This is a genomic window from Streptomyces sp. NPDC091371 (genome assembly GCF_040684275.1).
GTDB lineage: Bacteria > Actinomycetota > Actinomycetes > Streptomycetales > Streptomycetaceae > Streptomyces.
Window position 1 is genome coordinate 44,957 of the sequence record NZ_JBFBFP010000039.1, and the last position, 24,817, is coordinate 69,773.

A 24,817-nucleotide genomic window follows, 5' to 3' on the forward strand; every position below is an offset into this window, starting at 1 on the left:
GCACCATGGACATCCCCGCGATCGGCGACGCCGAGGAACTCTCCTGCGACGTCCTCGTCATCGGCGGCGGCACCGCCGGCACGATGGCCGCGCTGACCGCCGCCGAGCACGGCGCGCGGGTGCTGCTCCTGGAGAAGGCACACGTACGGCACTCCGGCGCCCTCGCCATGGGCATGGACGGGGTCAACAACGCCGTCGTCCCCGGCCGCGCCGAGCCCGACGACTACGTCGCCGAGATCACCCGCGCCAACGACGGGGTCGTCGACCAGTCCACCGTCCGCCAGACCGCCACCCGCGGCTTCGCGATGGTCCAGCGGCTGGAGTCGTACGGGGTGAAGTTCGAGAAGGACGAGCACGGCGAGTACGCCGTCCGCCAGGTGCACCGCTCGGGCTCGTACGTGCTGCCCATGCCCGAGGGCAAGGACGTCAAGAAGGTCCTCTACCGGCAGCTGCGGCGCCGCGAGATGCGCGAGCGGATCCGGATCGAGAACCGGGTGATGCCGGTGCGGGTCCTGACCTCGCCCGAGGACGGCCGGGCGATCGGCGCGGCCGCCTTCAACACCCGTACCGGCGCCTTCGTCACCGTCCGCGCGGGCGCGGTGATCCTGGCGACCGGTCCCTGCGGACGGCTCGGACTGCCGGCCTCCGGATACCTCTACGGAACGTACGAGAACCCGACCAACGCCGGTGACGGCTACGCCATGGCCTACCACGCGGGGGCCGCCCTGACCGGCATCGAATGCTTCCAGATCAACCCGCTGATCAAGGACTACAACGGCCCGGCCTGCGCGTACGTCGCGAACCCCTTCGGCGGCTACCAGGTCAACCGGCACGGCGAGCGGTTCGTGGACTCCGACTACTGGTCGGGGCAGATGATGGCGGAGTTCGCGGCCGAACTGGCCTCGGACCGGGGGCCGGTGTACCTGAAGCTCAGCCACCTCCCCGAGGAGTCGGTGGCCTCGCTCGAATCGATCCTGCACACCACCGAACGGCCGACGCGCGGGACCTTCCACGCGGGCCGCGGCCACGACTACCGCACCCACGACGTCGAGATGCACATCTCGGAGATCGGGCTGTGCGGCGGCCACTCCGCCTCGGGCGTACGGGTGGACGACCACGCGCGCACCACGGTCGCGCGGCTGTACGCGGCCGGGGACCTGGCCTCCGTACCGCACAACTACATGATCGGGGCGTTCGTCTTCGGGGACCTGGCGGGCGCGGACGCCGCGCAGTACACCGCGTACGAGGGCGAGCTGCCGGCGGACCAGCTCGCGGCGGCCCACGAGCTGGTCTACCGCCCGCTGCGCAACCCGGACGGGCCGCCGCAGCCGCAGGTGGAGTACAAGCTGCGGCGGTTCGTCAACGACTACGTGGCTCCGCCGAAGACGGGGGCGAAGCTGTCCCTGGCCGTGGAGGCCTTCGACCGGATGGGCGGCGAGATCGCGGAGATGGGCGCGACCACCGCGCACGAGCTGATGCGCTGCGCGGAAGTGTCCTTCATCCGGGACTGCGCGGAGATGGCGGCCCGGTCCTCGCTGGCCCGTACGGAGTCCCGCTGGGGCCTGTACCACGAGCGGCTCGACCACCCGGAGCGCGACGACACGGGCTGGCTGTACCACCTGGACCTGCGCAAGTCGGCTTCGGGGGCGATGGAGTTCACGGCCCGCCCGGTGGAGCCGTACCTGGTCCCGGTGGACGGCTTCGCCCCGGAGGGAGGCCCCGAACGCCGGCTCGGCGAGGTCGAACTCGTCGCGGTGGCCACGGCGGGCCCCCGGCACGCACCCCCGGCGGCGGGCACGGCGGGCCGCGGAACCGGACCGGCAGCCGGAACGCCGAGCATTCCGGCGGCCGGCACCTCGCCGCGGATCCTCGAACTGCTCGCCCTCGCCGAGGAATCACCGGACCTCGCGGCCCTCCTCCCCTACCTCGGCGACCCCGACCCGGCGGTCCGGGCCGCGGCCGTGTCCGCACTGGGCGAGACCGCCCCGGCGGGGGCCGGGCCCGCGCTGGCCGAGCGGCTCACGGACCCGGCCGGTGCCGTACGGGCGGCCGCCGCGGGCGCGCTGCGGGAGCTGGTGGAGGTCCTGCCGGCCGGACCGGAGCTGGCGGCCGGGCTGCGGACGGCCCTGGCGGTGCCCGACCCGGCCGTACGCTCGGCGGCGCTGGAGGTCCTGCGGGCGCTGCGCCTCGGCGACGCCGGGCTGTACGCGAAGGCGCTGGCCGATGCGGAGCCGGACGTCCGGATCCACGCCGTCCGGGGCCTGGTGTCGGTGGACGCCCGGGCGGCGCTCGCGGGGGCGGCCGGGGATCCGGCCCGGGAGGTCCGGGTGGCCGTCGCCAAGGGGCTGGCCGCGGTCCGCGACGCGGCACCGGAGCCGCTGGACCCGCTGCTCGCGGACGCCGACCCGCTGGTGCGCGGCGCCGCGCTGGCGGCCCTGTCCTCCACCGGCTGCCCGGGGCGGTACGCCGAGGCCGCGGTGGCGGGGCTGGCCGATCCGGCCTGGCAGGTCCGGGCGGGGGCCGCGGCCGCGCTGTCGGCGGCCGCACCCGGCACGGCCGTACCGGCGCTGGCCGGGGCGCTGGACGACGCCAACGCCGACGTCCGCAAGGCCGCGGTGCTGGCGCTGCTCGCCCACCGGGGCTCCGAGGCGGCCCGGGCGGCCCTCGCCACGGCGGTCTCCGACCCCGACTCGGACGTGCGCGCGTACGCCGGCCGGGCGGCGGCCTGACCCGCCCGGACCCCGTTCGGGGGCCTGCCGCGTGCACCCCGCGCACCGCGCCGGGATGGTGGACGAAAGCCCCCGACCGGCAGGAGTCCCCATGGCCAGCCGTCCCTTCAAGGCCGCCGCCCTCACCCTCGTCGCCGCCGGGGCCCTCGCCCTGACCGCCCTGCCCCCGGCGCACGGGGTCGAGGGCCCTGCCCCCGACCCGCTCAACGCCAAGGCCATGCGGGACATGGCTACGGCCATCGCGGTGACGGCGAAGTACGTGGACGAGCGGCAGGCCCTCAAGGACGGGTACGTCCCGCACGGCACGGAGTGCATGACCAACCCCTTCGGGGTCGGCGCCATGGGCTACCACTACGTCAAGCAGGCCTACTGGGGTTCGAAGGACCCCAGTAGGCCGACCGCGCTCCTCTACAGCACCGAGAAGGACCGCAACGGCCGCCGCAAGCTCCAGGCCGTGGAGTGGATGTCCACCGACCGGGACCAGGACCTGAAGACCGCCGACGACCGCCCGAGCATGTTCGGCCTGCCCTTCGACGGGCCCATGCCGGGCCACTGGGCCGGCATGCCCAAGCACTTCGACCTCCACCTGTGGGCGTACGAACACAACCCGGCGGGCCGCTTCCACAACTGGAACCCCGCCCTGACCTGCCCCGCGAAGGCCGCCGCACCGGCGAACCCCGCCCCCGCGCACGGCGGCCACTAGGACGGGCCCGCACGGCGTAGGGCCCGGCTCCCCCAGGGGAGCCGGGCCCTACGCCAAGGCCGGACTGGTCAGCGGACGAACGTGCTCGCCTGCCCCGCCAGCTCCAGGAAGTACTGCGGCGCCAGGCCCAGGACCAGGGTGACGGCCACGCCCACCGCGATGGTGGTCATCGTCAGCGGCGAGGGCACCGCCACCGTCGGGCCGTCGGCCTTCGGCTCGCTGAAGAACATCAGGACGATCACCCGGATGTAGAAGAACGCGGCAATCGCGGACGAGATGACACCGACCACGACCAGCACTCCCGCGCCGCCCTCCGCCGCCGCCTTGAAGACCGCGAACTTGCCGGCGAAGCCGGAGGTCAGCGGGATGCCCGCGAAGGCCAGCAGGAAGACGGCGAACACGGCCGCCGTCAGCGGTGAACGACGCCCCAGACCGGCCCACTTGGACAGGTGCGTCGCCTCGCCGCCCGCGTCGCGCACCAGCGTGACCACCGCGAAGGCGCCGATCGTCACGAAGGAGTACGCGCCCAGGTAGAAGAGGACGGACTGGACGCCCTCCGCCGAGGTCGCGATCACACCGGCCAGGATGAAGCCCGCGTGCGCGATCGAGGAGTAGGCCAGCAGCCGCTTCACGTCGGTCTGGGTGACCGCGATGACCGCGCCCGCCAGCATCGTGACGATGGCCACCGCCCACATCACCGGCCGCCAGTCCCACCGCAGGCCGGGGAGGACGACGTAAAGGAGACGGAGCAGCGCGCCGAAGGCGGCCACCTTCGTCGCCGCCGCCATGAAGCCGGTGACCGGGGTCGGGGCGCCCTGGTAGACGTCCGGGGTCCACATGTGGAACGGGACGGCGCCGACCTTGAAGATCAGGCCCATCAGGACCAGCGCGCCGCCGATCAGCAGCAGCGCGTCGTTGCCCATGGTGGAGGCCAGCGCCGGGTCGACCTTCGCGACCGTGCCGTCGACCACGTCGGCGATCGTCGCGTACGAGACCGAGCCCGCGTACCCGTACAGCAGCGCGATGCCGAAGAGGAGGAAGGCGGAGGAGAAGGCGCCCAGCAGGAAGTACTTCACCGCGGCCTCCTGCGACATCAGCCGCTGGCGGCGGGCGACGGCGCAGAGCAGGTACAGCGGGAGGGAGAAGACCTCCAGCGCGATGAACAGCGTCAGCAGGTCGTTGGCCGCCGGGAAGATCAGCATTCCGGCGATCGCGAACAGCGCCAGCGGGAACACCTCGGTGGTGGTGAAGCCCGCCTTGACGGCGGTCTTCTCGCTGTCGCTGCCCGGTACGGACGCCGCCTGCGCGGCGAAGGAGTCCACCCGGTTGCCGTGCGCCGCCGGGTCCAGGCGCCGCTCGGCGAAGGTGAAGACCGCGACGACCGAGGCCAGCAGGATGGTGCCCTGCAGGAACAGGGCCGGTCCGTCCACGGCGATCGCGCCCATCGCCGCGATGTGCGCCTTGGTGGACCCGTACCCGCCGGCCGCGAGGCCGACGACCGCCGCGAAGGCCGAGGCCAGCGCGGCGACGGCGAGGAACACCTGCACGTAGTAGCGGGACTTGCGCGGTACGAAGGCCTCGACGAGGATCCCGAGGACCGCCGCGCCCACCACGATCAGCGTGGGCGCGAGCTGGGCGTACTCGATCTTCGGTGCCGGGATCCGGTCGACCGGGGCCGGTACCGCGGCCGCCAGTGTCCACAGGCTGTGGGCAGCAGTCATCGTGCTCACTTCGCCGCCTCCACTTCAGGAGCAGGGTCCTTCTGCTTCACGTCGGACATGGTGTACTGCACCGCCGGGTTGACGATGTCGGTGAGCACCTTCGGGTAGACGCCCAGCCCGATCAGCAGCGCGATCAGCGGGGCCACCACCAGCACCTCCCGCAGGCGCAGGTCCGGCATGGTGCGGACCTCCTCCTTCACGGGGCCGGTCATCGTGCGCTGGTAGAGCACCAGCGTGTAGAGCGCGGCCAGCACGATGCCGATGGTGGCGATGATGCCGACGACCGGGTACCGGGCGAACGTGCCGACCAGGACCAGGAATTCGCTGACGAAGGGCGCGAGGCCCGGCAGCGAGAGGGTGGCGAGACCGCCGATCAGGAACGTGCCGGCGAGGACCGGGGCCACCTTCTGGACACCGCCGTAGTCGGCGATGAGCCGCGAGCCGCGCCGCGAGATCAGGAAGCCGGCCACCAGCATCAGCGCCGCCGTCGAGATCCCGTGATTGACCATGTAGAGGGTCGCACCGGACTGGCCCTGGGAGGTCATCGCGAAGATGCCCAGGATGATGAAGCCGAAGTGTGAGATGGAGGCGTAGGCGACCAGCCGCTTGATGTCCCGCTGCCCGACCGCGACCAGCGCGCCGTAGACGATGCTGATCAGGGCCAGTACGAGGATCACGGGCGTGGCCCACTTGCTGGCGTCGGGGAAGAGCCCGAGGCAGAAGCGGAGCATCGCGAAGGTGCCGACCTTGTCGACGACCGCGGTGATCAGGACGGCTACCGGGGCCGTGGCCTCGCCCATCGCGTTCGGCAGCCAGGTGTGCAGCGGCCACAGCGGGGCCTTCACCGCGAAGGCGAAGAAGAAGCCGAGGAACAGCAGCCGCTCGGTGTTGGTCGCCATGTCGAGCGTGCCCGCGGCGCGGGCGGCGGTGATCTCCTGGAGCGAGAAGTTCCCGGCGACCACGTACAGCCCGATGACGGCGGCCAGCATGATCAGGCCGCCGACCAGGTTGTAGAGGAGGAACTTGACCGCCGCGTACGACCGCTGCGCGGCCGCGTTCTCGTCGGAACCCGAGTGCGCCCGGTCCCCGAAGCCGCCGATGAGGAAGTACATCGGGATGAGCATGGCTTCGAAGAAGATGTAGAAGAGGAAGACGTCGGTGGCCTCGAAGGAGATGATCACCATCGCCTCGACCAGCAGGATCAGGGCGAAGAAGCCCTGGGTCGGCCGCCAGCGCCTGGAGCTCGTCTCCAGCGGGTCGGCGTCATGCCAGCCGGCCGCGATCACGAAGGGGATCAGCAGCGCAGTGAGCGCGATGAGCGCCACCCCGATGCCGTCCACGCCCAGTTCGTAGCGGACGCCGAAGTCGGCGATCCAGGCGTGGGATTCGGTGAGCTGGTAGCGGTCGCCACCGGGCTCGAAGCGGACCGCGACGAGCACGGCCAGGGCCAGTGTCGCCAGCGAGAAGAGCAGCGCGAGCCACTTGGCGGCGGTCCTGCGGGCGGCCGGGACGGCCGCCGTCAGGATCGCGCCGACCGCGGGGACCGCGGCCGTCACCGTCAGAAGCGGGAAACTCATTTCACACCGCCCTCATCAGCAGGGTCGCGGCGATCAGGACCACCGTTCCCCCGAACATCGAGACCGCGTAGCTGCGGGCGTAGCCGTTCTGGAGCTTGCGCAGCCGGCCCGACAGCCCGCCGACCGAGGCGGCCGTCCCGTTGACCACCCCGTCGACGAGGCTGTGGTCCACGTACACGAGCGAGCGGGTCAGGTGCTCCCCGCCGCGTACGAGCACGACGTGGTTGAAGTCGTCCTGGAGCAGGTCCCGTCGGGCCGCCCGGGTGAGGAGCGAGCCGCGCGGGGCGAGGACCGGGACGGGCTTGCGGCCGTACATCGACCAGGCGATGCCGACACCGATGACCAGGACCACCATGGTGGAGGCGGTGACCGTCATGGCGCTGACCGGCGGGTTTCCGTGCTCGTAGCCCGTGACGGGCTCCAGCCACTTCAGGAAGCGCTCGCCGATCTCGAAGAAGGCACCGGCGAAGACCGACCCGAACGCCAGGATGACCATGGGGATGGTCATGGACTTCGGGGACTCGTGCGGGTGCGGCAGCTCGCCGGGGTGCACCTCGAAGCCGGGCTCCACCCCGGGCGTCTTGTCCGGGTCCGGCGCCGGCTGCCAGCGCTTCTCGCCGAAGAAGGTGAGGAGCATGACCCGGGTCATGTAGAAGGCGGTGATGCCGGCGCCCAGCAGGGCCACTCCGCCCAGGATCCAGCCCTGGGTGCCGCCCTTCGCGAAGGCCGCCTCGATGATCATGTCCTTGGAGAAGAAGCCGGACAGGCCGGGGAAGCCGATGATCGCGAGGTAGCCGAGGCCGAAGGTCACGAAGGTGACCGGCATGTACTTCCGCAGGCCCCCGTACTTGCGCATGTCGACCTCGTCGTTCATCCCGTGCATCACGGAACCGGCGCCGAGGAAGAGGCCCGCCTTGAAGAAGCCGTGCGTGACCAGGTGCATGATCGCGAAGACGTACCCGATCGGGCCGAGGCCCGCGGCGAGGATCATGTAGCCGATCTGCGACATCGTCGAACCCGCCAGGGCCTTCTTGATGTCGTCCTTCGCACAACCGACGATCGCACCGAAGAGGAGCGTGACCGCGCCGACGATGGTGACCACCAGCTGCGCGTCCGGCGCCCCGTTGAAGATGGCGCCCGAGCGGACGATCAGGTACACGCCGGCCGTCACCATGGTGGCGGCGTGGATCAGGGCCGAGACCGGGGTCGGGCCCTCCATCGCGTCACCGAGCCAGGACTGCAGCGGCACCTGGGCCGACTTGCCGCAGGCGGCCAGCAGCAGCATCAGGCCGATCGCCGTCAGCCTGCCTTCCGAGGTCTCACCGACCGCGCCGAACACCGGCCCGAAGGTGAAGGTCCCGAAGGTGGTGAACATCAGCATGATCGCGATCGACAGGCCCATGTCGCCGACCCGGTTGACCAGGAAGGCCTTCTTCGCGGCAGTGGCCGCGCTGGGCTTGTGCTGCCAGAAGCCGATCAGGAGGTACGAGGCGAGACCGACGCCCTCCCAGCCGAAGTACAGCAGCAGGTAGTTGTCGGCGATGACCAGCAGGAGCATCGCGGCGACGAAGAGGTTGAGGTAGCCGAAGAAGCGGCGGCGGCGCTCGTCGTGCTCCATGTACCCGATCGAGTACACGTGGATGAGCGTGCCCACCCCGGAGATCAGCAGGACGAAGGTCATCGACAGCTGGTCGAGCTGGAAGGCGATGTCCGCCTGGAAGCTCTCCACCGGGATCCAGGTCCACAGCTGCTGGTGCAGGGTCCGGTCCTCGGCGCTGCGCCCGAGCATGTCGGCGAACAGCGCTGCCCCGATGACGAAGGACACGGCCGCGAGCAGGGTGCCGATCCAGTGGCCGGACTTGTCCAGGCGCCGGCCGCCGCACAGCAGCACCGCCGCTCCGAGCAGGGGCGCTGCCACCAGCAGCGCAATCAGATTCTCCACTGTGAACGCCCCTTACAGCTTCATCAGGCTGGCGTCGTCGACCGAGGCCGAGTGGCGGGTACGGAACAGCGACACGATGATCGCGAGGCCCACCACGACCTCCGCGGCGGCGACGACCATCGTGAAGAACGCGATGATCTGGCCGTCGAGGTTGCCGTGCATCCGGGAGAAGGCGACGAAGGCGAGGTTGCAGGCGTTGAGCATCAGCTCGACGCACATGAACAGCACGATCGCGTTCTTCCGGATCAGCACTCCGGTCGCGCCGATGGTGAACAGCAGGGCTGCCAGGTACAGGTAGTTGACCGGGTTCACTTCGATGCCTCCTCACGCGAGTCACGGCCGAGGCGCTCCGCGGAGCTCTGCTCCAGCGCCTTGAGGTCGTCGAGCGCCTGGCTGGAGACGTCCCGGATCTGGCCGCGGGCGCGCAGCGTCTTGCTCACCGTCAGCTCGGACGGGGTGCCGTCCGGCAGCAGACCGGCGACGTCCACCGCGTTGTGCCGGGCGTAGACGCCGGGCGCGGGCAGCGGCGGGAGCTGCACTCCCTCGCGTACGCGCTTCTCGGAGAGCTCGCGCTGGGTGGCGGCCCGCTCGGTGCGCTCGCGGTGGGTGAGCACCATCGCGCCGACGGCCGCGGTGATCAGCAGCGCGCCGGTGATCTCGAAGGCGAAGACGTACTTGGTGAAGATCAGCTGGGCCAGGCCCTCGACGTGTCCGGCGGAGTTGATCCGGCCGAGCCCGGTGAAGTGGGTGAGGTTGGCGTGGCCGATGCCGGCGATCAGCAGGATGCCGAAGCCGAGGCCGCACAGGACTGCCAGCCAGCGCTGCCCCTTGATGGTCTCCTTCAGGGAGTCGGCGGCGGTGACGCCGACGAGCATGACCACGAAGAGGAAGAGCATCATGATCGCGCCGGTGTAGACGATGACCTGGACGACGCCGAGGAAGTACGCCCCGTTGGCGAGGTAGAAGACCGCCAGGATGATCATCGTCCCGGCGAGGCTGAGTGCGCTGTGCACGGCCTTCTTCATGAGGATCGTGGCCAGCGCGCCGATGACGGCGACCGTGCCGAGGACCCAGAACTGCACGGCCTCACCGCTGGAGGTCATGGTGGCGGCGGTGCTGCTCATGCCTTCACCTCCTCGGAGCCGCCGTTCTCCGGGGCGGCTTCGCCCTTCGAGACGGCGACCTGCCGGACCGTGCCCGGGGCGGCGCCCGTCACCAGTCCGCGGTAGTAGTCCTGCTCGTCGGTGCCGGGGAAGATCGAGTGCGGGGCCTCGACCATGCCCTCGGTGAGGCCCGCGAGCAGCTGCTCCTTGGTGTAGATGAGCGACTCGCGGCTGGCGTCGGCCAGTTCGAACTCGTTCGTCATCGTCAGCGCCCGCGTCGGACACGCCTCGACGCACAGCCCGCACAGGATGCAGCGGGCGTAGTTGATCTGGTAGACGCGGCCGTACCGCTCACCCGGGGAGTAGCGCTCCTCCTCCGTGTTGTCCGCGCCCTCCACGTAGATCGCGTCGGCGGGACAGGCCCAGGCGCACAGTTCGCACCCGATGCACTTCTCCAGACCGTCGGGGTGCCGGTTCAGCTGGTGCCGTCCGTGGAAGCGCGGGGCGGTCGTCTTCTGCTGCTCCGGGTACTGCTCGGTGAGGCGCTTCTTGAACATGGCCTTGAAGGTCACGCCGAAGCCGGCCACCGGGTTCTGCCACTTCTCGCCCTGCTCGGCGTCAGACTTGTCAGACATTCTCAGCACCCTCCTCTCGGTCACTGTCAGTATTCGTCCCGCCACTGACAATCAGCTCTCGCTCGCTGCGAGGCCGCCTGCGCGGTACGGGTGCCAGGTGCTGGCCGGGCTTGGGCGGTACGGGGAACCCGCCCGCCAGCGGGTCGAACGGCTCGGTGTCCCGCACGGCCGCCGCGGCCTTCTCACGCTTCTCGCGCTTGTCGCGGAAGAGGTCCGCGACGAAGGAGAGCAGCAGGATCCCGACGACGGCGCCGCCGACGTAGAGGACGATCTGGCTGAAGTCGTACTGCTCGTTGCGCAGCGCCCGGACGGTGGCGACCAGCATCAGCCAGACCAGGGAGACCGGGATCAGCACCTTCCAGCCGAGCTTCATCAGCTGGTCGTACCGCACGCGCGGCAGCGTGCCGCGCAGCCAGATGAAGAAGAAGAGGAGCAGCTGCACCTTGAGGACGAACCAGAGCATCGGCCACCAGCCGTGGTTCGCGCCCTCCCAGTACGTGGAGATCGGCGCCGGGGCCCGCCAGCCGCCCAGGAAGAGGGTGACCGAGACCGCGGAGACGGTGACCATGTTGACGTACTCGGCCAGCATGAACAGCGCGAACTTGATGGACGAGTACTCGGTGTTGAAGCCGCCGACCAGGTCGCCCTCGGACTCCGGCATGTCGAAGGGGGCGCGGTTCGTCTCGCCGACCATCGTGACGACGTAGATGATGAAGGAGACCGGCAGCAGGATGATGTACCAGCGGTCGGCCTGGGCCTCCACGATCGCCGAGGTCGACATCGACCCGGAGTAGAGGAAGACCGAGGCGAAGGCCGCGCCCATCGCGATCTCGTACGAGATCATCTGCGCGCAGGAGCGCAGGCCGCCGAGGAGCGGGTAGGTCGAGCCGGAGGACCAGCCGGCCAGGACGATGCCGTAGATGCCGACCGAGGCCACCGCGAGGATGTAGAGCATCGCGATGGGCAGGTCGGTCAGCTGCATCGTGGTGCGCTGGCCGAAGATGGAGACCTCGTCGCCGGGCGGGCCGAACGGGATCACCGCGATGGCCATGAAGGCCGGGATCGCCGCGATGATCGGGGCCAGGACGTAGACGACCTTGTCGGCCCGCTTGACGATGATGTCTTCCTTGAGCATCAGCTTCACGCCGTCGGCGAGCGACTGGAGCATGCCCCAGGGGCCGTGCCGGTTCGGGCCGATGCGCAGCTGCATCCAGGCGACGACCTTGCGCTCCCACACGATGGAGAACAGCACGGTCACCATCAGGAAGGCGAAGCAGAAGACTGCCTTCAGCAGGACCAGCCACCACACGTCGCGGCCGAACAGGCTGAGGTCCTCGGCCGCGAGGACGTGCGGCTGGGCCGCGAACTGGGCGAGGTGGTTCATCACGCTCGCACCTCCCGTGCGGGGACCGGGCGGACGCCCGGCCGGATGTGGTCAGGGGACGCGGTCACGGGCGCACCTCCGCTTCGGTGTCCGCCGCCGGCCGGGCCCCGGCCGGGCCGATGCGTACGAGGGCTCCGGGGGTGGCGCCCGTGTCGGCGAGGACTCCGCCGCCCACCGAGTTCAGCGGGAGCCAGACCACCCGGTCGGGCATCTCGGTGATCCGCAGCGGGAGTTCCACGGAGCCGGCCGGGCCGGTGACCGCGAGGACGTCGCCGTTCTTGACGCCCGTCTCGGCGGCCGTGGCGGCCGACAGCCGGGCGCTCGCCTCGTGCCGGGTGCCGGCCAGGGCGTCGTCGCCCTCCTGGAGCCTGCCCTGGTCGAGCAGGAGCCGGTGGCCCGCGAGGACCGCCTCGCCTGCGCCCGGCCGGGGCAGCGGCACCGGGTCGGTGGACTGCTCGGCCGCGAGCGCGCCCTCCCACGGGCCGAGCCGCTCCAGCTCCCGGCGTACGGCGTGTACGTCGGGCAGCGCGAGCGGCCGGTCGGCCGCGTCGGCCAGCATGTGCAGGACCCGGGAGTCGGCCGGGGCGAGCCGGCGGGTCATCTGGTCGGGCTTGAGCGCGGCCTCGAACGGCCGGACCCGGCCCTCCCAGTTGATGAACGCGCCCTCCTTCTCGGCGACCGCGGCAACCGGGAACACCACGTCGGCGTGGTCGGTGACCTCGCTCGGCCGCAGTTCCAGCGAGACCACGAAGGCCTCCTGGAGCGCGGTGCGGGCGCGGGCCGGGTCGGGCAGGTCGGCGATCTCGACGCCCGCGACCAGCAGCGCGGACAGCTCGCGGGTGGCGGCCGCCTCGACGATCTGGCCGGTGTCGCGGCCGTAGCGGTGCGGGAGTTCGTCCAGCCCCCAAGCGGCCGCGACCTCGTCGCGGGCCCGCGGGTCGGTGGCCGGACGGCCGGCCGGCAGCAGGGACGGCAGCGCGCCCGCCTCGACGGCGGCCCGCTCCCCGGCCCGGCGCGGGATCCACACCAGCTTCGCGCCGGTCGCGGCGGCGGCCCGCACGGCGGCGGTCAGCGCGCCCGGCACGCCGGCGAGGCGCTCCCCGACGACGATGACCGCGCCGGGCGCGCGCAGCGCCTCGGCGGCCTGCGACCCGCCGGCCTCCAGACCGGTCCGGGAGGCGAGCGCGTCGAGCCACTCGGGCTCGGTGCCGGGGGCGGCGGCCAGCAGGGTGCCGCCCGCCTTCTCCAGGCCGCGGGTGGCGAAGGGGGCGAGTGCGAAGGTCCGCTGCTTGTGCTTGCGGTGGGCCTTGCGCAGCCGCAGGAAGACGCCGGGGGCCTCCTCCTCGGCCTCGATGCCTGCGAGCAGCACCGCCGGGGCCGCCTCCAGCGAGGTGTAGGTGACTCCCTCGCCGTCGAGGTCCTTGCCGGTGCCGGCCACGGTGGCGGCCAGGAACTCGGCCTCCTCCGCGCTGTGCACCCGGGCCCGGAAGTCGATGTCGTTGGTGTCGAGCACGACCCGGGCGAACTTGGCGTACGCGTACGCGTCCTCGACGGTGAGCCGGCCGCCCGTGAGCACCCCGGCCCGGCCGCGCGCGGCGGTGAGCCCCTTGGCCGCGGCCTCCAGGGCCTCGGGCCAGCTCGCCGGGGCGAGCACCCCGTCGGTGCCGCGCACCAGCGGGGTGGTGAGCCGGTCCGGGCGCTGCGCGTAGCGGAACCCGAAGCGGCCCTTGTCGCACACCCACTCTTCGTTGACCTCGGGGTCCTCGGCGGCGAGGCGGCGGAGCACCTTCCCGCGCCGGTGGTCGGTGCGGGTCGCGCAGCCGCCCGCGCAGTGCTCGCACACGCTCGGGGAGGAGACGAGGTCGAAGGGGCGGGAGCGGAACCGGTAGGCGGCCGAGGTGAGGGCGCCGACGGGGCAGATCTGGATGGTGTTGCCGGAGAAGTACGACTCGAACGGGTCGCCCTCGCCGGTGCCGACCTGCTGGAGCGCGCCGCGCTCGAGCAGCTCGATCATCGGGTCGCCGGCGATCTCGTTGGAGAAGCGGGTGCAGCGCGCGCAGAGCACGCAGCGCTCGCGGTCCAGCAGCACCTGTGTGGAGATCGGGACCGGCTTCTCGTAGGTGCGCTTCTTGCCCTCGAAACGCGATTCGGAGTTGCCGTGCGACATCGCCTGGTTCTGCAGGGGGCACTCGCCGCCCTTGTCGCAGACCGGGCAGTCCAGCGGGTGGTTGATGAGCAGCAGCTCCATCACCCCGCGCTGGGCCTTGTCGGCGACCTCCGAGGTCAGCTGGGTCTTGACGACCATGCCGTCGGTGCAGGTGATGGTGCAGGAGGCCATCGGCTTGCGCTGGCCCTCGACCTCGACGATGCACTGGCGGCAGGCGCCGGCCGGGGAGAGGAGGGGGTGGTCGCAGAACCGCGGGATCTCGATGCCGATCTGCTCGGCGGCGCGGATGACGAGCGTGCCCTTGGGCACCGACAGCTCGATGCCGTCGATGGTCAGGGCCACGGTGTTCTCCGGCGGCACCGCCGCGTCCCCGCCACCTGCCGGTGCGTTCGTGGCGACGGTCATGCGTTCACCTCCGTGTCGGCCCACAGGGTCGACTTCCTGGGGTCGAAGGGACAGCCCTTGCCCGTGATGTGCTGCTCGTACTCCTCGCGGAAGTACTTCAGCGAGGAGAAGATCGGGCTGGCGGCGCCGTCGCCCAGCGCGCAGAACGACTTGCCGTTGATGTTGTCGGCGATGTCGTTCAGCTTGTCGAGGTCGGACATCACGCCCTTGCCGGCCTCGATGTCGCGGAGCAACTGGACCAGCCAGTACGTGCCTTCACGGCAGGGGGTGCACTTGCCGCAGGACTCGTGGGCGTAGAACTCGGTCCACCGGGTGACGGCCCGCACCACGCAGGTCGTCTCGTCGAAGCACTGCAGCGCCTTGGTGCCGAGCATCGAGCCGGCCGCGCCGACGCCCTCGTAGTCCAGCGGGACGTCGAGGTGCTCGTCCGTGAACATCGGGGTGGAGGAGCCGCCCGGGGTCCAGAACTTCAGCCGGTGCCCGGGCCGCATCCCGCCGCTCATGTCGAGGAGCTGGCGCAGGGTGATGCCGAGCGGGGCCTCGTACTGGCCGGGGCCCGCGACGTGCCCGGAGAGCGAGTACAAGGTGAATCCGGGGGACTTCTCGGTCCCCATCGCCTTGAACCAGTCCTTGCCCTTGTTCAGGATCGCGGGAACCGACGCGATGGACTCCACGTTGTTCACCACGGTGGGGCACGCGTAGAGGCCCTCAACGGCAGGGAAGGGGGGACGCAGCCGGGGCTGGCCGCGCCGGCCTTCGAGGGAGTCGAGCAGCGCCGTCTCCTCGCCGCAGATGTACGCGCCCGCGCCCGCGTGCACCGTGATGTCGAGGTCGAGGCCGCTCCCCAGGATGTCCTTCCCGAGGTAACCGGCTTCGTACGCCTCGCGCACCGCCTCGTGCAGGCGCCGCAGGACCGGCACCACCTCGCCGCGCAGGTAGATGAAGGCGTGCTGCGAGCGGATCGCGTAGCACGCGATGATCATTCCCTCGATGAGGGAGTGCGGGTTGGCGAAGAGGAGCGGGATGTCCTTGCAGGTCCCGGGCTCCGACTCGTCCGCGTTCACGACGAGGTAGTGCGGCTTTCCGTCGCCCTGCGGAATGAACTGCCACTTCATTCCGGTGGGGAAGCCCGCGCCGCCGCGGCCGCGCAGACCGGAGTCCTTCACGTACGCGATGAGGTCGTCCGGGGTCATCGCGAGGGCCTTGCGCAGGCCTTCGTAGCCCTCGTGGCGCCGGTAGGTCTCCAGCGTCCACGACTCGGGCTCGTCCCAGAACGCCGAGAGGACGGGTGCGAGGAGCTTCTCCGGGCTCGTCCCGTTCTTGCTCAGCTCAGTCGACACGGACATCACTCCCCTCCCTCGGTGGTGGCCTCGCCCCGCGGGTGGACGATCGGGGTGCGCGGGGCTTCGCCGCGCGCGATCCGCAGACCGATCAGGGAGGCGGGGCCGGCGCCGCCGGTCGCCTCGACCGCGCCCTCGCGCTCGTCGGGGAAGCCCGCCAGGATCCGGGCGGTCTCCTTGTACGTGCACAGCGGCGCGCCCCGGGTCGGCTCGACGGGCCGGCCGGCGAGCAGGTCGTCCACCATGGCTTTGGCGGACTCGGGGGTCTGGTTGTCGAAGAACTCCCAGTTGACCATCACCACGGGGGCGTAGTCGCAGGCCGCGTTGCACTCGATGTGTTCGAGGGTGACCTTGCCGTCGGGGGTGGTCTCGTTGTTGCCGACCCCGAGGTGCTCCTTGAGCTCCTCGAAGATGGCGTCGCCGCCCATGACCGCGCACAGGGTGTTCGTACAGACGCCGACCTGGTAGTCGCCGGAGGGCTTGCGGCGGTACATCGTGTAGAAGGTGGCGACGGCCGTGACCTCGGCGGTGGTCAGGCCCAGCACCTCGGCGCAGAAGCGGACTCCGGTGCGCGAGACGTACCCCTCCTCCGACTGGCACAGGTGCAGCAGCGGGAGCAGCGCGCTGCGGCTGTCGGGGTAGCGGGCGATGACTTCCTTCGCGTCCGCTTCGAGCCGGGCGCGTACGTCGGCCGGGAAGTCGGGGGCGGGAAGCTGCGGCATGCCCAATGAGATGTCGGTCATCGGTCGACGCCTCCCATCACGGGGTCGATGGAGGCGACGGCGACGATGACGTCGGCGACCTGGCCGCCCTCGCACATCGCGGCCATGGCCTGCAGGTTGGTGAAGGACGGGTCGCGGAAGTGGACCCGGTAGGGGCGGGTTCCGCCGTCGGAGACGAGGTGGACGCCGAGCTCGCCCTTGGGCGACTCGACCGCCGCGTACGCCTGCCCGGCCGGTACCCGGAAGCCCTCGGTCACCAGCTTGAAGTGGTGGATGAGGGCCTCCATGGAGGTGCCCATGATGTTGCGGATGTGGTCGAGCGAGTTGCCGAGGCCGTCGGGGCCCATCGCGAGCTGCGCCGGCCAGGCGATCTTCTTGTCGGCGACCATCACCGGGCCCGGCTCCAGCCGCTCCAGGCACTGCTCGACGATCCGCAGCGACTGGCGCATCTCCTCCAGGCGGATCAGGAACCGCCCGTAGGAGTCGCAGGTCTCGGTGGTCGGTACGTCGAACTCGTAGTTCTCGTAGCCGCAGTACGGTTCCGACTTGCGCAGGTCGTGCGGCAGGCCGGCGGAGCGCAGGATCGGGCCGGTGGCGCCGAGCGCCATGCAGCCGGTGAGGTCGAGGTAGCCGACGTCCTGCATGCGGGCCTTGAAGATGGGGTTGCCGGTGGCGAGCTTGTCGTACTCCGGCAGGTTCTTCTTCATGGTCTTGATGAAGTCGCGCAGCTGGTCGACGGCGCCCGGGGGCAGGTCCTGCGCGAGGCCGCCGGGGCGGATGAACGCGTGGTTCATGCGCAGGCCGGTGATCAGCTCGAAGATGTCGAGGATCAGCTCGCGGTCGCGGAAGCCGTAGATCATGATCGTGGTCGCGCCCAGCTCCATGCCGCCGGTGGCGATGCACACCAGGTGGGAGGAGATCCGGTTGAGTTCCATCAGCAGGACCCGCAGGACGGTGGCGCGGTCCGGGATCTGGTCGGTGATGCCCAGGAGCTTCTCGACGCCGAGGCAGTACGCCGTCTCGTTGAAGAACGGCGTCAGGTAGTCCATGCGCGTGACGAAGGTGGTGCCCTGCGTCCAGTTCCGGTATTCGAGGTTCTTCTCGATGCCGGTGTGCAGGTAGCCGATGCCGCAGCGGGCTTCGGTGACCGTCTCGCCGTCGATCTCCAGGATCAGGCGGAGCACTCCGTGGGTGGAGGGGTGCTGGGGGCCCATGTTGACGACGATCCGCTCGTCGTCGGCCTTGGCCGCGGACTGGACGATCTCGTCCCAGTCGCCGCCGGTGACGGTGTAGACGAGGCCCTCGGTGGTCTCGCGCGAGGAGGCGTGGTTTGACGTTGACATCAGCTGTACGACCTCCGCTGGTCGGGAGCCGGGATCTGGGCGCCCTTGTACTCGACGGCGATGCCGCCGAGCGGGTAGTCCTTGCGCTGCGGGAAGCCCTGCCAGTCGTCCGGCATCATGATCCGGGTGAGGGCCGGGTGCCCGTCGAAGATCAGGCCGAAGAAGTCGTACGTCTCGCGCTCGTGCCAGTCGTTGGTCGGGTAGACGGAGACGAGCGACGGGATGTGCGGGTCGCCGTCCGGGACGGACACCTCCAGCCGCAGGATCCGGCCGTGGGTGAGCGAGCGCAGGTGGTAGACGGCGTGCAGCTCGCGGCCCTTGTCGTCGGGGAAGTGCACTCCGGAGACGCCGGTGCAGAGCTCGAAGCGCAGGGCCGGGTCGTCGCGCAGGGTGCGGGCGACGCGGACGAGGTGCTCGCGGGCGATGTGGAAGGTGAGCTCGCCCCGGTCGACCACCGTCTTCTCGATGGCGTTCGCGGGGACCAGGTCCTGCTCCTCCAGGGCGCCTTCGAACTCGTCGGCCACCTCGTCGAAGTAGGAGCCGTACGGGCGGCTCGTTCCGCCGGGCATGCGTACGGACCGCACGAGGCCGCCGTAGCCGGAGGTGTCGCCGCCGTTCCGGGCGCCGAACATGCCGCGCTGGACGCGGACCTCCTCGCCGTGGTCCCCGCGCTGGCCGGGGAGGTTCTGGCGGCTGAGTTCCTTGTCGGGGTTGGGTTCGCGGGTCTCACTCACCGGAGCAGCCCCTTCATCTCGATGATGGGGAGGGCCTTGAGGGCCGCTTCCTCCGCCTCGCGGGCCGCCTCTTCCCGGTTCACGCCGAGCTTGGAGGTCTGGATCTTCTGGTGGAGCTTGAGGATCGCGTCCAACAGCATCTCGGGGCGCGGCGGACAGCCGGGGAGGTAGATGTCCACGGGGACGATGTGGTCGACGCCCTGGACAATCGCGTAGTTATTGAACATTCCACCCGAAGATGCACAAACCCCCATGGAGATGACCCATTTGGGAGCGGGCATCTGGTCGTACACCTGCCGCAGCACCGGCGCCATCTTCTGGCTGACCCGGCCGGCCACGATCATCAGGTCGGCCTGGCGCGGGGAGCCGCGGAAGACCTCCATGCCGAAGCGGGCCAGGTCGTACCGGCCCGCTCCGGTGGTCATCATCTCGATCGCGCAGCAGGCCAGGCCGAAGGTCGCGGGGAAGACGGATGACTTGCGCACCCAGCCCGCGGCCTGTTCGACGGTGGTCAGCAGAAAGCCGCTCGGCAGCTTCTCTTCCAGTCCCATGGAAATTCAGCCCCTCAGTCCCATTCCAGGCCGCCGCGGCGCCAGACGTAGGCGTAGGCGACGAAGACGGTGAGCACGAAGAGCAGCATCTCGACGAGCCCGAAGATCCCCAGGGAGTCGAAGGTGACGGCCCAGGGGTAGAGGAAGACCACCTCGATGTCGAAGACGATGAAGAGCATCGCCGTGAGGTAGTACTTGATGGGGAAGCGGCCGCCGCCGGCCGGCGTCGGAGTGGGCTCGATGCCGCACTCGTACGCCTCGAGCTTCGCCCGGTTGTACCGTTTTGGGCCGATCAGCGTGGCCATGACCACGGAGAAGATCGCAAACCCTGCGCCGAGGGCGCCGAGCACGAGGATGGGCGCGTACGCATTCACGCTCCTCGCTCCTTCCAGTCGTCCTTGACCGTTGGACCGCTGCCGGCGCCGAGTGCCCCGCCTCGCTCGCATCGCTCGCATGTGAGGCAGTTCACAAGCCGGACTGGTGCGCATCTTATGCCTGCGCGTCTGTGATCTGCGACACGGGTTACAACAACGAGTTTGTGATCTCCACCACCTGACGAACGATCATGAAGTCCGATGAGTGGTGATCTTCGTACGCGAAGCATCCACATGATCACCAAAGGTGACATCCGAGCTCGTTACCGCAGGTAGGGGGCGGGTTGCCCTATCAAATGATGGCTGGTGCAGGCAAATTGGCGACGCGAACGCCGGGGTGATAAAGGGATCGACGTCCCCCGGGCGGGGGAGCCTCCGCGTACGGAGGTGGACGCGGGCCCGCCGGGGTCCCCGAGGGGTCGGAATCCACGTGCGCCCGTTCACGAGCGGACGGCGGCGCGGCCGCGCGGAGGTCCGCCGCCGGGCCCGCGAATCCGCCGGCTGGTTCACAACCGGATCACGGACGGGCCACAACACCCTCACAGCGTGACTCTCCTGTGACCTGCGCCACTCTGAATCTCCGCTTCCGAAAGAGGGCTTGGCCATCGGTGCGAAGGGATGGTAGGCGTGGATCAATTCGGACTTATTGCGGAAACCCCATGATCACAGCCTTGTGAAGGCGTGTCCGTTTAGCCCGTTACGGCGTCAATGAGCAATGCGACGCGCCCGGTTCGCGCGCTTCGCGCACAACTGTGGCGCAGACCACGTTTCTTGAAGGGAACCCTGACCCCCTGATAGCGGTTGTACTCATGTCCCATACCGCTCACATACCCAGCCACCGGAAGCCCCGCCGCAGCGCCTCGAAGCTCGCGGTCCGCGCCGGAGTTGCCGGTGGCGTCCTCAGCACCCTGGCGATGGCCGGCACGGCGAGCGCGTCCCCCGCCGAGCCCGTGGCCGAGACGACGCTCGAGATGCCGGTCCTGAACCTGGACCTGGCCGCCGAAGTCTCCTCCGCCGTCACCACGGCCGCCGAGAACACCCGCTCGGCCGCCGTCGAGGGCGAGCTGAACGCCCAGGAGGAGAGCGCCCGCACCGGCGCCGCCGCCGAGGCGAAGCAGGCCAAGGAAGCGGCCCAGAAGAAGGCCGACGAGGAGAAGAAGGCGAAGGAGGAGGCGGACCGCAAGGCCGAGGCCGAGCGCGCCAGCCGTGCCGCCGCCCGCACCTCCCTCCAGAGCACCTCGGGCTCCGGCTCCGGCTCCGGCTCCGGCAGCACCTCGCAGCAGGGCGTCGGCACCGTGACCGCCCCGGCCACCGGCTCCGCCGCCGCGATCGTCAACTTCGCCCGCGCGCAGGTCGGCAAGGCGTACGTCATGGGCGGCACCGGCCCGTCCTCGTTCGACTGCTCGGGCCTCGTGCAGGCCGCCTACCGCCAGGCTGGCATCTCCCTGCCGCGCATGTCCCAGGCGCAGTCCTCCTCCGGCACCTCGGTCTCCCTGAGCGCCCTGCAGCCCGGCGACATCCTGTACTGGGGCTCCCGCGGCTCCGCGTACCACGTCGCCATCTACGTCGGCGGCGGCAAGTTCGTCGGCGCGCAGAACCCCAGCACGGGCATCGTCGAGCGCAGCCTGAGCTACGACAAGCCGACGGGCGCCGTCCGCGTCCTCTGAGCCCCACAGGGCCCACAAGGGCCCACAAGGCGGCACGAAGGGCCGGTACTCCCCCGCTCGGGGGTGGAGTACCGGCCCTTCGGCGTGCCCGCGGCCGCCTCAGACGAGCGAGGCCGCCAGTTTGAAGCGCTCCTCGCGCTGCTTCTTGTACAGCGCGAGGGTCTCGGCGTGCTCCTCGACGAGCCGCTGCTGGTAGGCCTTCTCGGCCGCCGCCCAGATCCCGACCAGGTTCACCTCGCGCTTGCAGGCGACATCGGCCTTCGCCGCGGTGACGGCCCGGGGGCCGCCCCTCTCGTTCTCCAGGCCCAGCTTCTCGACGACGTCATAAGGCGTATCGATCCCGCTGTATCCGGACTTGTCCATGCACGCCGACCATTTCCTCAGCGCGCCCGCGACGCGGGAGTCCTGCTTCGTCCGCTCGTGCGCCTCGGATGCCAGCCCGAAGGCGAAGAGCAGGTCCACGCTGTCCCTCGTCGGCGCGTACAGCTTCCGGTACCCCTCCCGCCCGCACCCGCCGGCCGGCACCTTCTGCCCGGCCGCCGTCAGACCGCTGTCGAGCTGCGCGGCCTCCTCCTCGGTGGGCGCGTCCAGCGGCTTGCCTCCCTGGGCTCCCCGCTGTTCGCCGTTCATGACCACGTACGCGCTGTCGCTCAGCTGCGGGGCGGCCGGTTTGGGCGGGGTCGCCCCGTCGGCGGACTTGTCGTAGCCGTGGACCGCGGCGAACTGCGGATCGGCCAGCCCGAAGAGGTACCGGTGCCGGTCATCGGGCGCCCCCGCCGCTGAGGGCTCGGCCGCGCGCACGCCCTCGTACGCGAACCCGTACCGGGCCATGCACCGGGAGACCAGGGTCTGCTGGACCTGGCCCATCCGGATGCGCTCGGCCTCGGTGTCCGTGTACGCGTCCATGGGGAGGGACAGCGCGGCCGTGGCCGGATTGACCTCGATCGGACCGAGCTCGGGTTCACCGCCGGTGGCGCCGCCGGCGCCACCGCAGGCGGACAGCAGCGCCCCGGTCAGCAGGACGGCGGAGGCGGCGCGGACCGCGCGGACGGCGGGCATCAGGGGTGGAGGGTGTACGCGGCCGAGCTGATCCTGTTCTTGAACGTGGCGGAGGCATTGCCCACGTACTTGGACGGGATCTCACCGACATTGCCGTCCAGGTCCTTGTCGGTACCCACCTTCCAGGCGACGGCGTCCCGGTTCAGATAGGACTCGGTGTTGTCGTTCACGCCCTTGTACATGCCGTTGCACGTGGGCTTGAAGGTGTCGTCGGCGAAGTTCATGTCATTCGTATACAGGTCGAAGACACAACCCGACTGGCCCGTCAGGTAGTAAAGTCCAAGCTCGTCGCCTTCCAGGTTTCCGTCCTTGCCATAGGCGGCCGAAGGCCCTGCCGCACCCAGCAGAATCGCACCTGCCGAAACCGCGGCAACACAACCGGACGCCAGCTTTCCCGCTGCTCGATTCATCACACGTGCCTCTCTTTTCGGGTGAGCCGGATTCAACGGCCCGGAGGAATCCCGCGTCTAGTCGGAATCGCGCCTAACGGCCCGTCAGGTCCGTGTCCGGTATGCACGTTGCACGCTCCCGCCGCGCACCCCTACTCTCACCCGGCACGCCCTCGCCACTCCTGGCCACGGAGCCGCGAATTCCACTTCTACTGCCACAAGGGAAACCCCAGCCGTGCACGCACGCCATTTCGCCCCGCTTCTCCTCATCTGCATATCCCTGACAGGGTGCGGAGGTGACGGAGAACCCAAGGCGAGCGACAGCCCGCCGCCCAGCGCGGCGGAAATCGCGTACTACGACTGCCTCCAGAGCCAGGGCCTGAAGATCGTGCACACGGACCACGGGGCGCCCCGCGTGGACAAGACCCAGCCCCTGGAGAAGCAGGCCGCGGCCGAGGCCGCCTGCGCCGGCAAGCTCCCGCCGCCGCCCACCCCCCGGCAGGCCTCCCCCGAGGCCATCGCCGCGGAGCAGAAGAAGACGGACTGCATGCGGGCCGAGGGCGTCACCTGGTACCCGGACCCGGATCCGGTCACCGGCGAGTTCACCGACCGCGGGCTGACCGAGGAACAGCGGGCGAGCCTCAAGCGGGACCACGTCGGCGCCCTGCGCAAGTGCCGGATCGCGGGGTAGCCGGAGCGGCCCCGGCCGAGAAGACCGGGGCCGGTCGGCGGGCGCAGCGCGCGCGGCGGGCTCAGGCGAGCGAGGCCGCCAGCTTGAAGCGGGCGTCGCGCTGCTTCTTGTACAGGGCGAGGGTCTCGGCGTGCTCCTCGACGAGCCGCTCCTGGTAGGCCTTCTCGGCAGCCGCCCAGATCCCGACGAGGTTCACCTCGCGCTTGCACGCGACGTCCGCAGTGGCGACGGCGATCGCCTTGGGCCCGGCCGGGTCGTCGCCGATGCCCAGCGTCTGAACCACCTCGTACGGCGACTTGACGCCGCCGTACCCGGCCTTGGCCATGCACCCCGACCACTTCGCGAGCACGTCCACGACCCGGGAGTCCTCCTGCGCCCGGGTGTGCGCCTCCGAGGCGAGGCCGAAGGTGAACAGCAGGTCCACACTGTCCTTCGTCGGCGTGTAGAGCTTGCGGTACCCCTCCCGCTGGCAGCCCCCGGCAGGCACCTTCTGCCCGCCGACGGTGATACCGCTGTCCGCTACCTGGGCTTCCTCGTCACTCATCGGGCCGGGGTTGCCCTGCCCCTTGTCGTCGGGGCGCTGACCGTGCAGGACCGTGGACGCACTGTCGCTGAGCTGCGGCTGCGTCGGTCGGGGCGGACGCGCACGCCCCGAGTCCAGGGAGTACCCGTACGCCGCCGCGTACGCGGGGTCGTTGATCCCGAACATGTTCTGATGCCGGTCCTCCTTCGAGGTGGCGCCGCCGGTGGCGGGCTTCGCCGGCTGCTCGTAGGGGAACCCGTAGCGGGCCATGCACTGGGCGGTCAGCCTGTACTGTGCGGCGTCCATCCGCCCGCGCTCACCGTCCGTGTCCATGTAGGCGTCCATCGGAAACGAGAGTGAGATCGTGGCGGGGTTCATGGAGACGGGGCCGAGGGCGGGTTCGCCGCCGCTCTTGCCCGTCTTCCCACCTGAGCCCGCGCACCCTGACAGGAGGGTCGCTGCCAACAGGGCGGCTGCCGCGGCGAACCGGCGGCGCTGTGTGGGTGGCATCTGGTGGGTTCCTTCGCTACCGAGGTGTTCCTGCTGACCTGTGGCTCCGAATGCCTACCAGTACCAGCTCGACGAGCTGATCTTGTTCTTGTAGTTGGCGCTCGCGTTCCCCGTGTAGCCGCTCGGAATGGAGCCCTTGATTCCGCCGTACTTCCAGTCCGTGTACACGTACCAGCCGACATTGTCACGGTTCCAGTAGGACTCCGTGTTGTCGTTCACCCCTTTCGTTCGACCGTCGCAGCCGGCGGGACCGTTGAACTGGTTGTCCGTGAGCGTCTCTTCGTTGTTGTTGTAGTCGAAGACGCAGCCGCCGCGGTTGACCAGGTAGTACAGCCCCATCTCCTCCGGCTCGAGATAGCCGTCACGGGCCCACGCCGAGGCGGGAGCGGCCGCCCCGACCAACATGGCGACCGCAATTGCCGCAGGGGCGGCCGCGAGACGTAATCCACGCAGGTTCTTGTTCATTCGCACATTCCCCATCGTAGAAATAGACAGTTCGGCATTCCGAAACCGCCTGAGGTCGAAGGGGAGTTAACGACACAAGTACG

At 70.2% G+C, this 24,817-nt stretch carries 22 protein-coding genes; 4 read left to right on the plus strand and 18 right to left on the minus strand.

From position 1 onward, the window contains the following. The first annotated feature begins 5 nt into the window (after positions 1-5). Both AB0O21_RS30900 and AB0O21_RS30905 read left to right on the plus strand, forming a co-directional pair. Positions 6-2,729: a fumarate reductase/succinate dehydrogenase flavoprotein subunit gene (locus AB0O21_RS30900; RefSeq protein WP_365176197.1), complete on the plus strand. Its 2,724-nt coding sequence runs from the start codon at positions 6-8 to the stop codon at positions 2,727-2,729. A gap of 91 nt (positions 2,730-2,820) precedes the next feature. Beyond that, the gene (locus AB0O21_RS30905) at positions 2,821-3,432 is read left to right on the plus strand and encodes a hypothetical protein (protein ID WP_365176199.1); all 612 of its coding nucleotides are present in this window, start codon (positions 2,821-2,823) and stop codon (positions 3,430-3,432) included. A 68-nt stretch (positions 3,433-3,500) separates the two neighbouring features. Here AB0O21_RS30905 and nuoN read toward each other — a convergent pair whose 3' ends face one another. From nuoN to AB0O21_RS30975, 14 genes are all read right to left on the minus strand, one after another. Then, positions 3,501-5,153: an NADH-quinone oxidoreductase subunit NuoN gene (gene nuoN, locus AB0O21_RS30910; protein WP_365176258.1), complete on the minus strand. Its 1,653-nt coding sequence runs from the start codon at positions 5,151-5,153 to the stop codon at positions 3,501-3,503. 5 nt (positions 5,154-5,158) lie between these two features. After that, positions 5,159-6,730 carry an NADH-quinone oxidoreductase subunit M gene (locus tag AB0O21_RS30915; RefSeq protein ID WP_365176201.1) on the minus strand — a complete coding sequence of 524 codons (1,572 nt, stop codon included), beginning with the start codon at positions 6,728-6,730 and terminating at the stop codon, positions 5,159-5,161. A 1-nt stretch (position 6,731) separates the two neighbouring features. Beyond that, positions 6,732-8,672, minus strand: coding sequence for an NADH-quinone oxidoreductase subunit L (gene nuoL / locus AB0O21_RS30920; protein ID WP_365176203.1), 1,941 nt, complete (start codon positions 8,670-8,672; stop codon positions 6,732-6,734). A gap of 12 nt (positions 8,673-8,684) precedes the next feature. Next, the gene (gene nuoK / locus AB0O21_RS30925; RefSeq protein ID WP_030653455.1) at positions 8,685-8,984 is read right to left on the minus strand and encodes an NADH-quinone oxidoreductase subunit NuoK; all 300 of its coding nucleotides are present in this window, start codon (positions 8,982-8,984) and stop codon (positions 8,685-8,687) included. Then, positions 8,981-9,796 carry an NADH-quinone oxidoreductase subunit J gene (locus AB0O21_RS30930; RefSeq protein WP_365176206.1) on the minus strand — a complete coding sequence of 272 codons (816 nt, stop codon included), beginning with the start codon at positions 9,794-9,796 and terminating at the stop codon, positions 8,981-8,983. Before AB0O21_RS30930 ends, nuoK begins: the two co-directional genes overlap by 4 nt. Further along, positions 9,793-10,410: an NADH-quinone oxidoreductase subunit NuoI gene (gene nuoI / locus AB0O21_RS30935; RefSeq protein WP_365176208.1), complete on the minus strand. Its 618-nt coding sequence runs from the start codon at positions 10,408-10,410 to the stop codon at positions 9,793-9,795. Before nuoI ends, AB0O21_RS30930 begins: the two co-directional genes overlap by 4 nt. Further along, entirely contained in the window at positions 10,403-11,794 is a 1,392-nt protein-coding gene (nuoH, locus tag AB0O21_RS30940) for an NADH-quinone oxidoreductase subunit NuoH (protein WP_365176210.1), read from the minus strand. Before nuoH ends, nuoI begins: the two co-directional genes overlap by 8 nt. Before the next feature lie 64 nt (positions 11,795-11,858). Next, a complete protein-coding gene (locus AB0O21_RS30945) occupies positions 11,859-14,366 on the minus strand; it encodes an NADH-quinone oxidoreductase subunit G (RefSeq protein ID WP_365176212.1) in 2,508 nt (835 codons plus the stop codon). Continuing rightward, positions 14,363-15,712, minus strand: a complete 1,350-nt coding sequence (gene nuoF / locus AB0O21_RS30950; RefSeq protein WP_365176214.1) for an NADH-quinone oxidoreductase subunit NuoF — start codon at positions 15,710-15,712, stop codon at positions 14,363-14,365. The genes AB0O21_RS30945 and nuoF overlap by 4 nt, the downstream gene beginning before the upstream one ends. Then, entirely contained in the window at positions 15,712-16,449 is a 738-nt protein-coding gene (nuoE, locus tag AB0O21_RS30955) for an NADH-quinone oxidoreductase subunit NuoE (RefSeq protein WP_365176216.1), read from the minus strand. Before nuoE ends, nuoF begins: the two co-directional genes overlap by 1 nt. Next, positions 16,446-17,771 carry an NADH-quinone oxidoreductase subunit D gene (locus tag AB0O21_RS30960; RefSeq protein WP_365176218.1) on the minus strand — a complete coding sequence of 442 codons (1,326 nt, stop codon included), beginning with the start codon at positions 17,769-17,771 and terminating at the stop codon, positions 16,446-16,448. The genes nuoE and AB0O21_RS30960 overlap by 4 nt, the downstream gene beginning before the upstream one ends. Beyond that, positions 17,771-18,505 carry an NADH-quinone oxidoreductase subunit C gene (locus tag AB0O21_RS30965; RefSeq protein ID WP_365176220.1) on the minus strand — a complete coding sequence of 245 codons (735 nt, stop codon included), beginning with the start codon at positions 18,503-18,505 and terminating at the stop codon, positions 17,771-17,773. The genes AB0O21_RS30960 and AB0O21_RS30965 overlap by 1 nt, the downstream gene beginning before the upstream one ends. Next, positions 18,502-19,056, minus strand: coding sequence for an NADH-quinone oxidoreductase subunit B family protein (locus AB0O21_RS30970; RefSeq protein ID WP_365176222.1), 555 nt, complete (start codon positions 19,054-19,056; stop codon positions 18,502-18,504). The genes AB0O21_RS30965 and AB0O21_RS30970 overlap by 4 nt, the downstream gene beginning before the upstream one ends. A gap of 14 nt (positions 19,057-19,070) precedes the next feature. After that, entirely contained in the window at positions 19,071-19,430 is a 360-nt protein-coding gene (locus tag AB0O21_RS30975; RefSeq protein WP_030028256.1) for an NADH-quinone oxidoreductase subunit A, read from the minus strand. Between the two features lie 809 nt (positions 19,431-20,239). Between AB0O21_RS30975 and AB0O21_RS30980 the strand changes: the two genes are divergently transcribed. Then, positions 20,240-21,097, plus strand: coding sequence for a C40 family peptidase (locus AB0O21_RS30980; RefSeq protein ID WP_365176224.1), 858 nt, complete (start codon positions 20,240-20,242; stop codon positions 21,095-21,097). 99 nt (positions 21,098-21,196) lie between these two features. Here the strand turns inward: AB0O21_RS30980 and AB0O21_RS30985 are convergent, their stop codons facing one another. Then, positions 21,197-22,156, minus strand: coding sequence for a hypothetical protein (locus tag AB0O21_RS30985; RefSeq protein ID WP_365176226.1), 960 nt, complete (start codon positions 22,154-22,156; stop codon positions 21,197-21,199). Next, entirely contained in the window at positions 22,156-22,566 is a 411-nt protein-coding gene (locus AB0O21_RS30990; protein WP_365176228.1) for a hypothetical protein, read from the minus strand. The genes AB0O21_RS30985 and AB0O21_RS30990 overlap by 1 nt, the downstream gene beginning before the upstream one ends. A 214-nt stretch (positions 22,567-22,780) precedes the next feature. Between AB0O21_RS30990 and AB0O21_RS30995 the strand changes: the two genes are divergently transcribed. Beyond that, positions 22,781-23,236 (plus strand): hypothetical protein, encoded by a 456-nt coding sequence (locus tag AB0O21_RS30995; protein ID WP_365176230.1) that lies wholly within the window; start codon positions 22,781-22,783, stop codon positions 23,234-23,236. Between the two features lie 61 nt (positions 23,237-23,297). Here AB0O21_RS30995 and AB0O21_RS31000 read toward each other — a convergent pair whose 3' ends face one another. Next, positions 23,298-24,269 (minus strand): hypothetical protein, encoded by a 972-nt coding sequence (locus tag AB0O21_RS31000; RefSeq protein ID WP_365176232.1) that lies wholly within the window; start codon positions 24,267-24,269, stop codon positions 23,298-23,300. A gap of 54 nt (positions 24,270-24,323) precedes the next feature. Next, on the minus strand, positions 24,324-24,734 hold the full coding sequence (locus tag AB0O21_RS31005; RefSeq protein ID WP_365176234.1) for a peptidase inhibitor family I36 protein: 411 nt from the start codon (positions 24,732-24,734) through the stop codon (positions 24,324-24,326). Between the last annotated feature and the right edge of the window lie 83 nt (positions 24,735-24,817).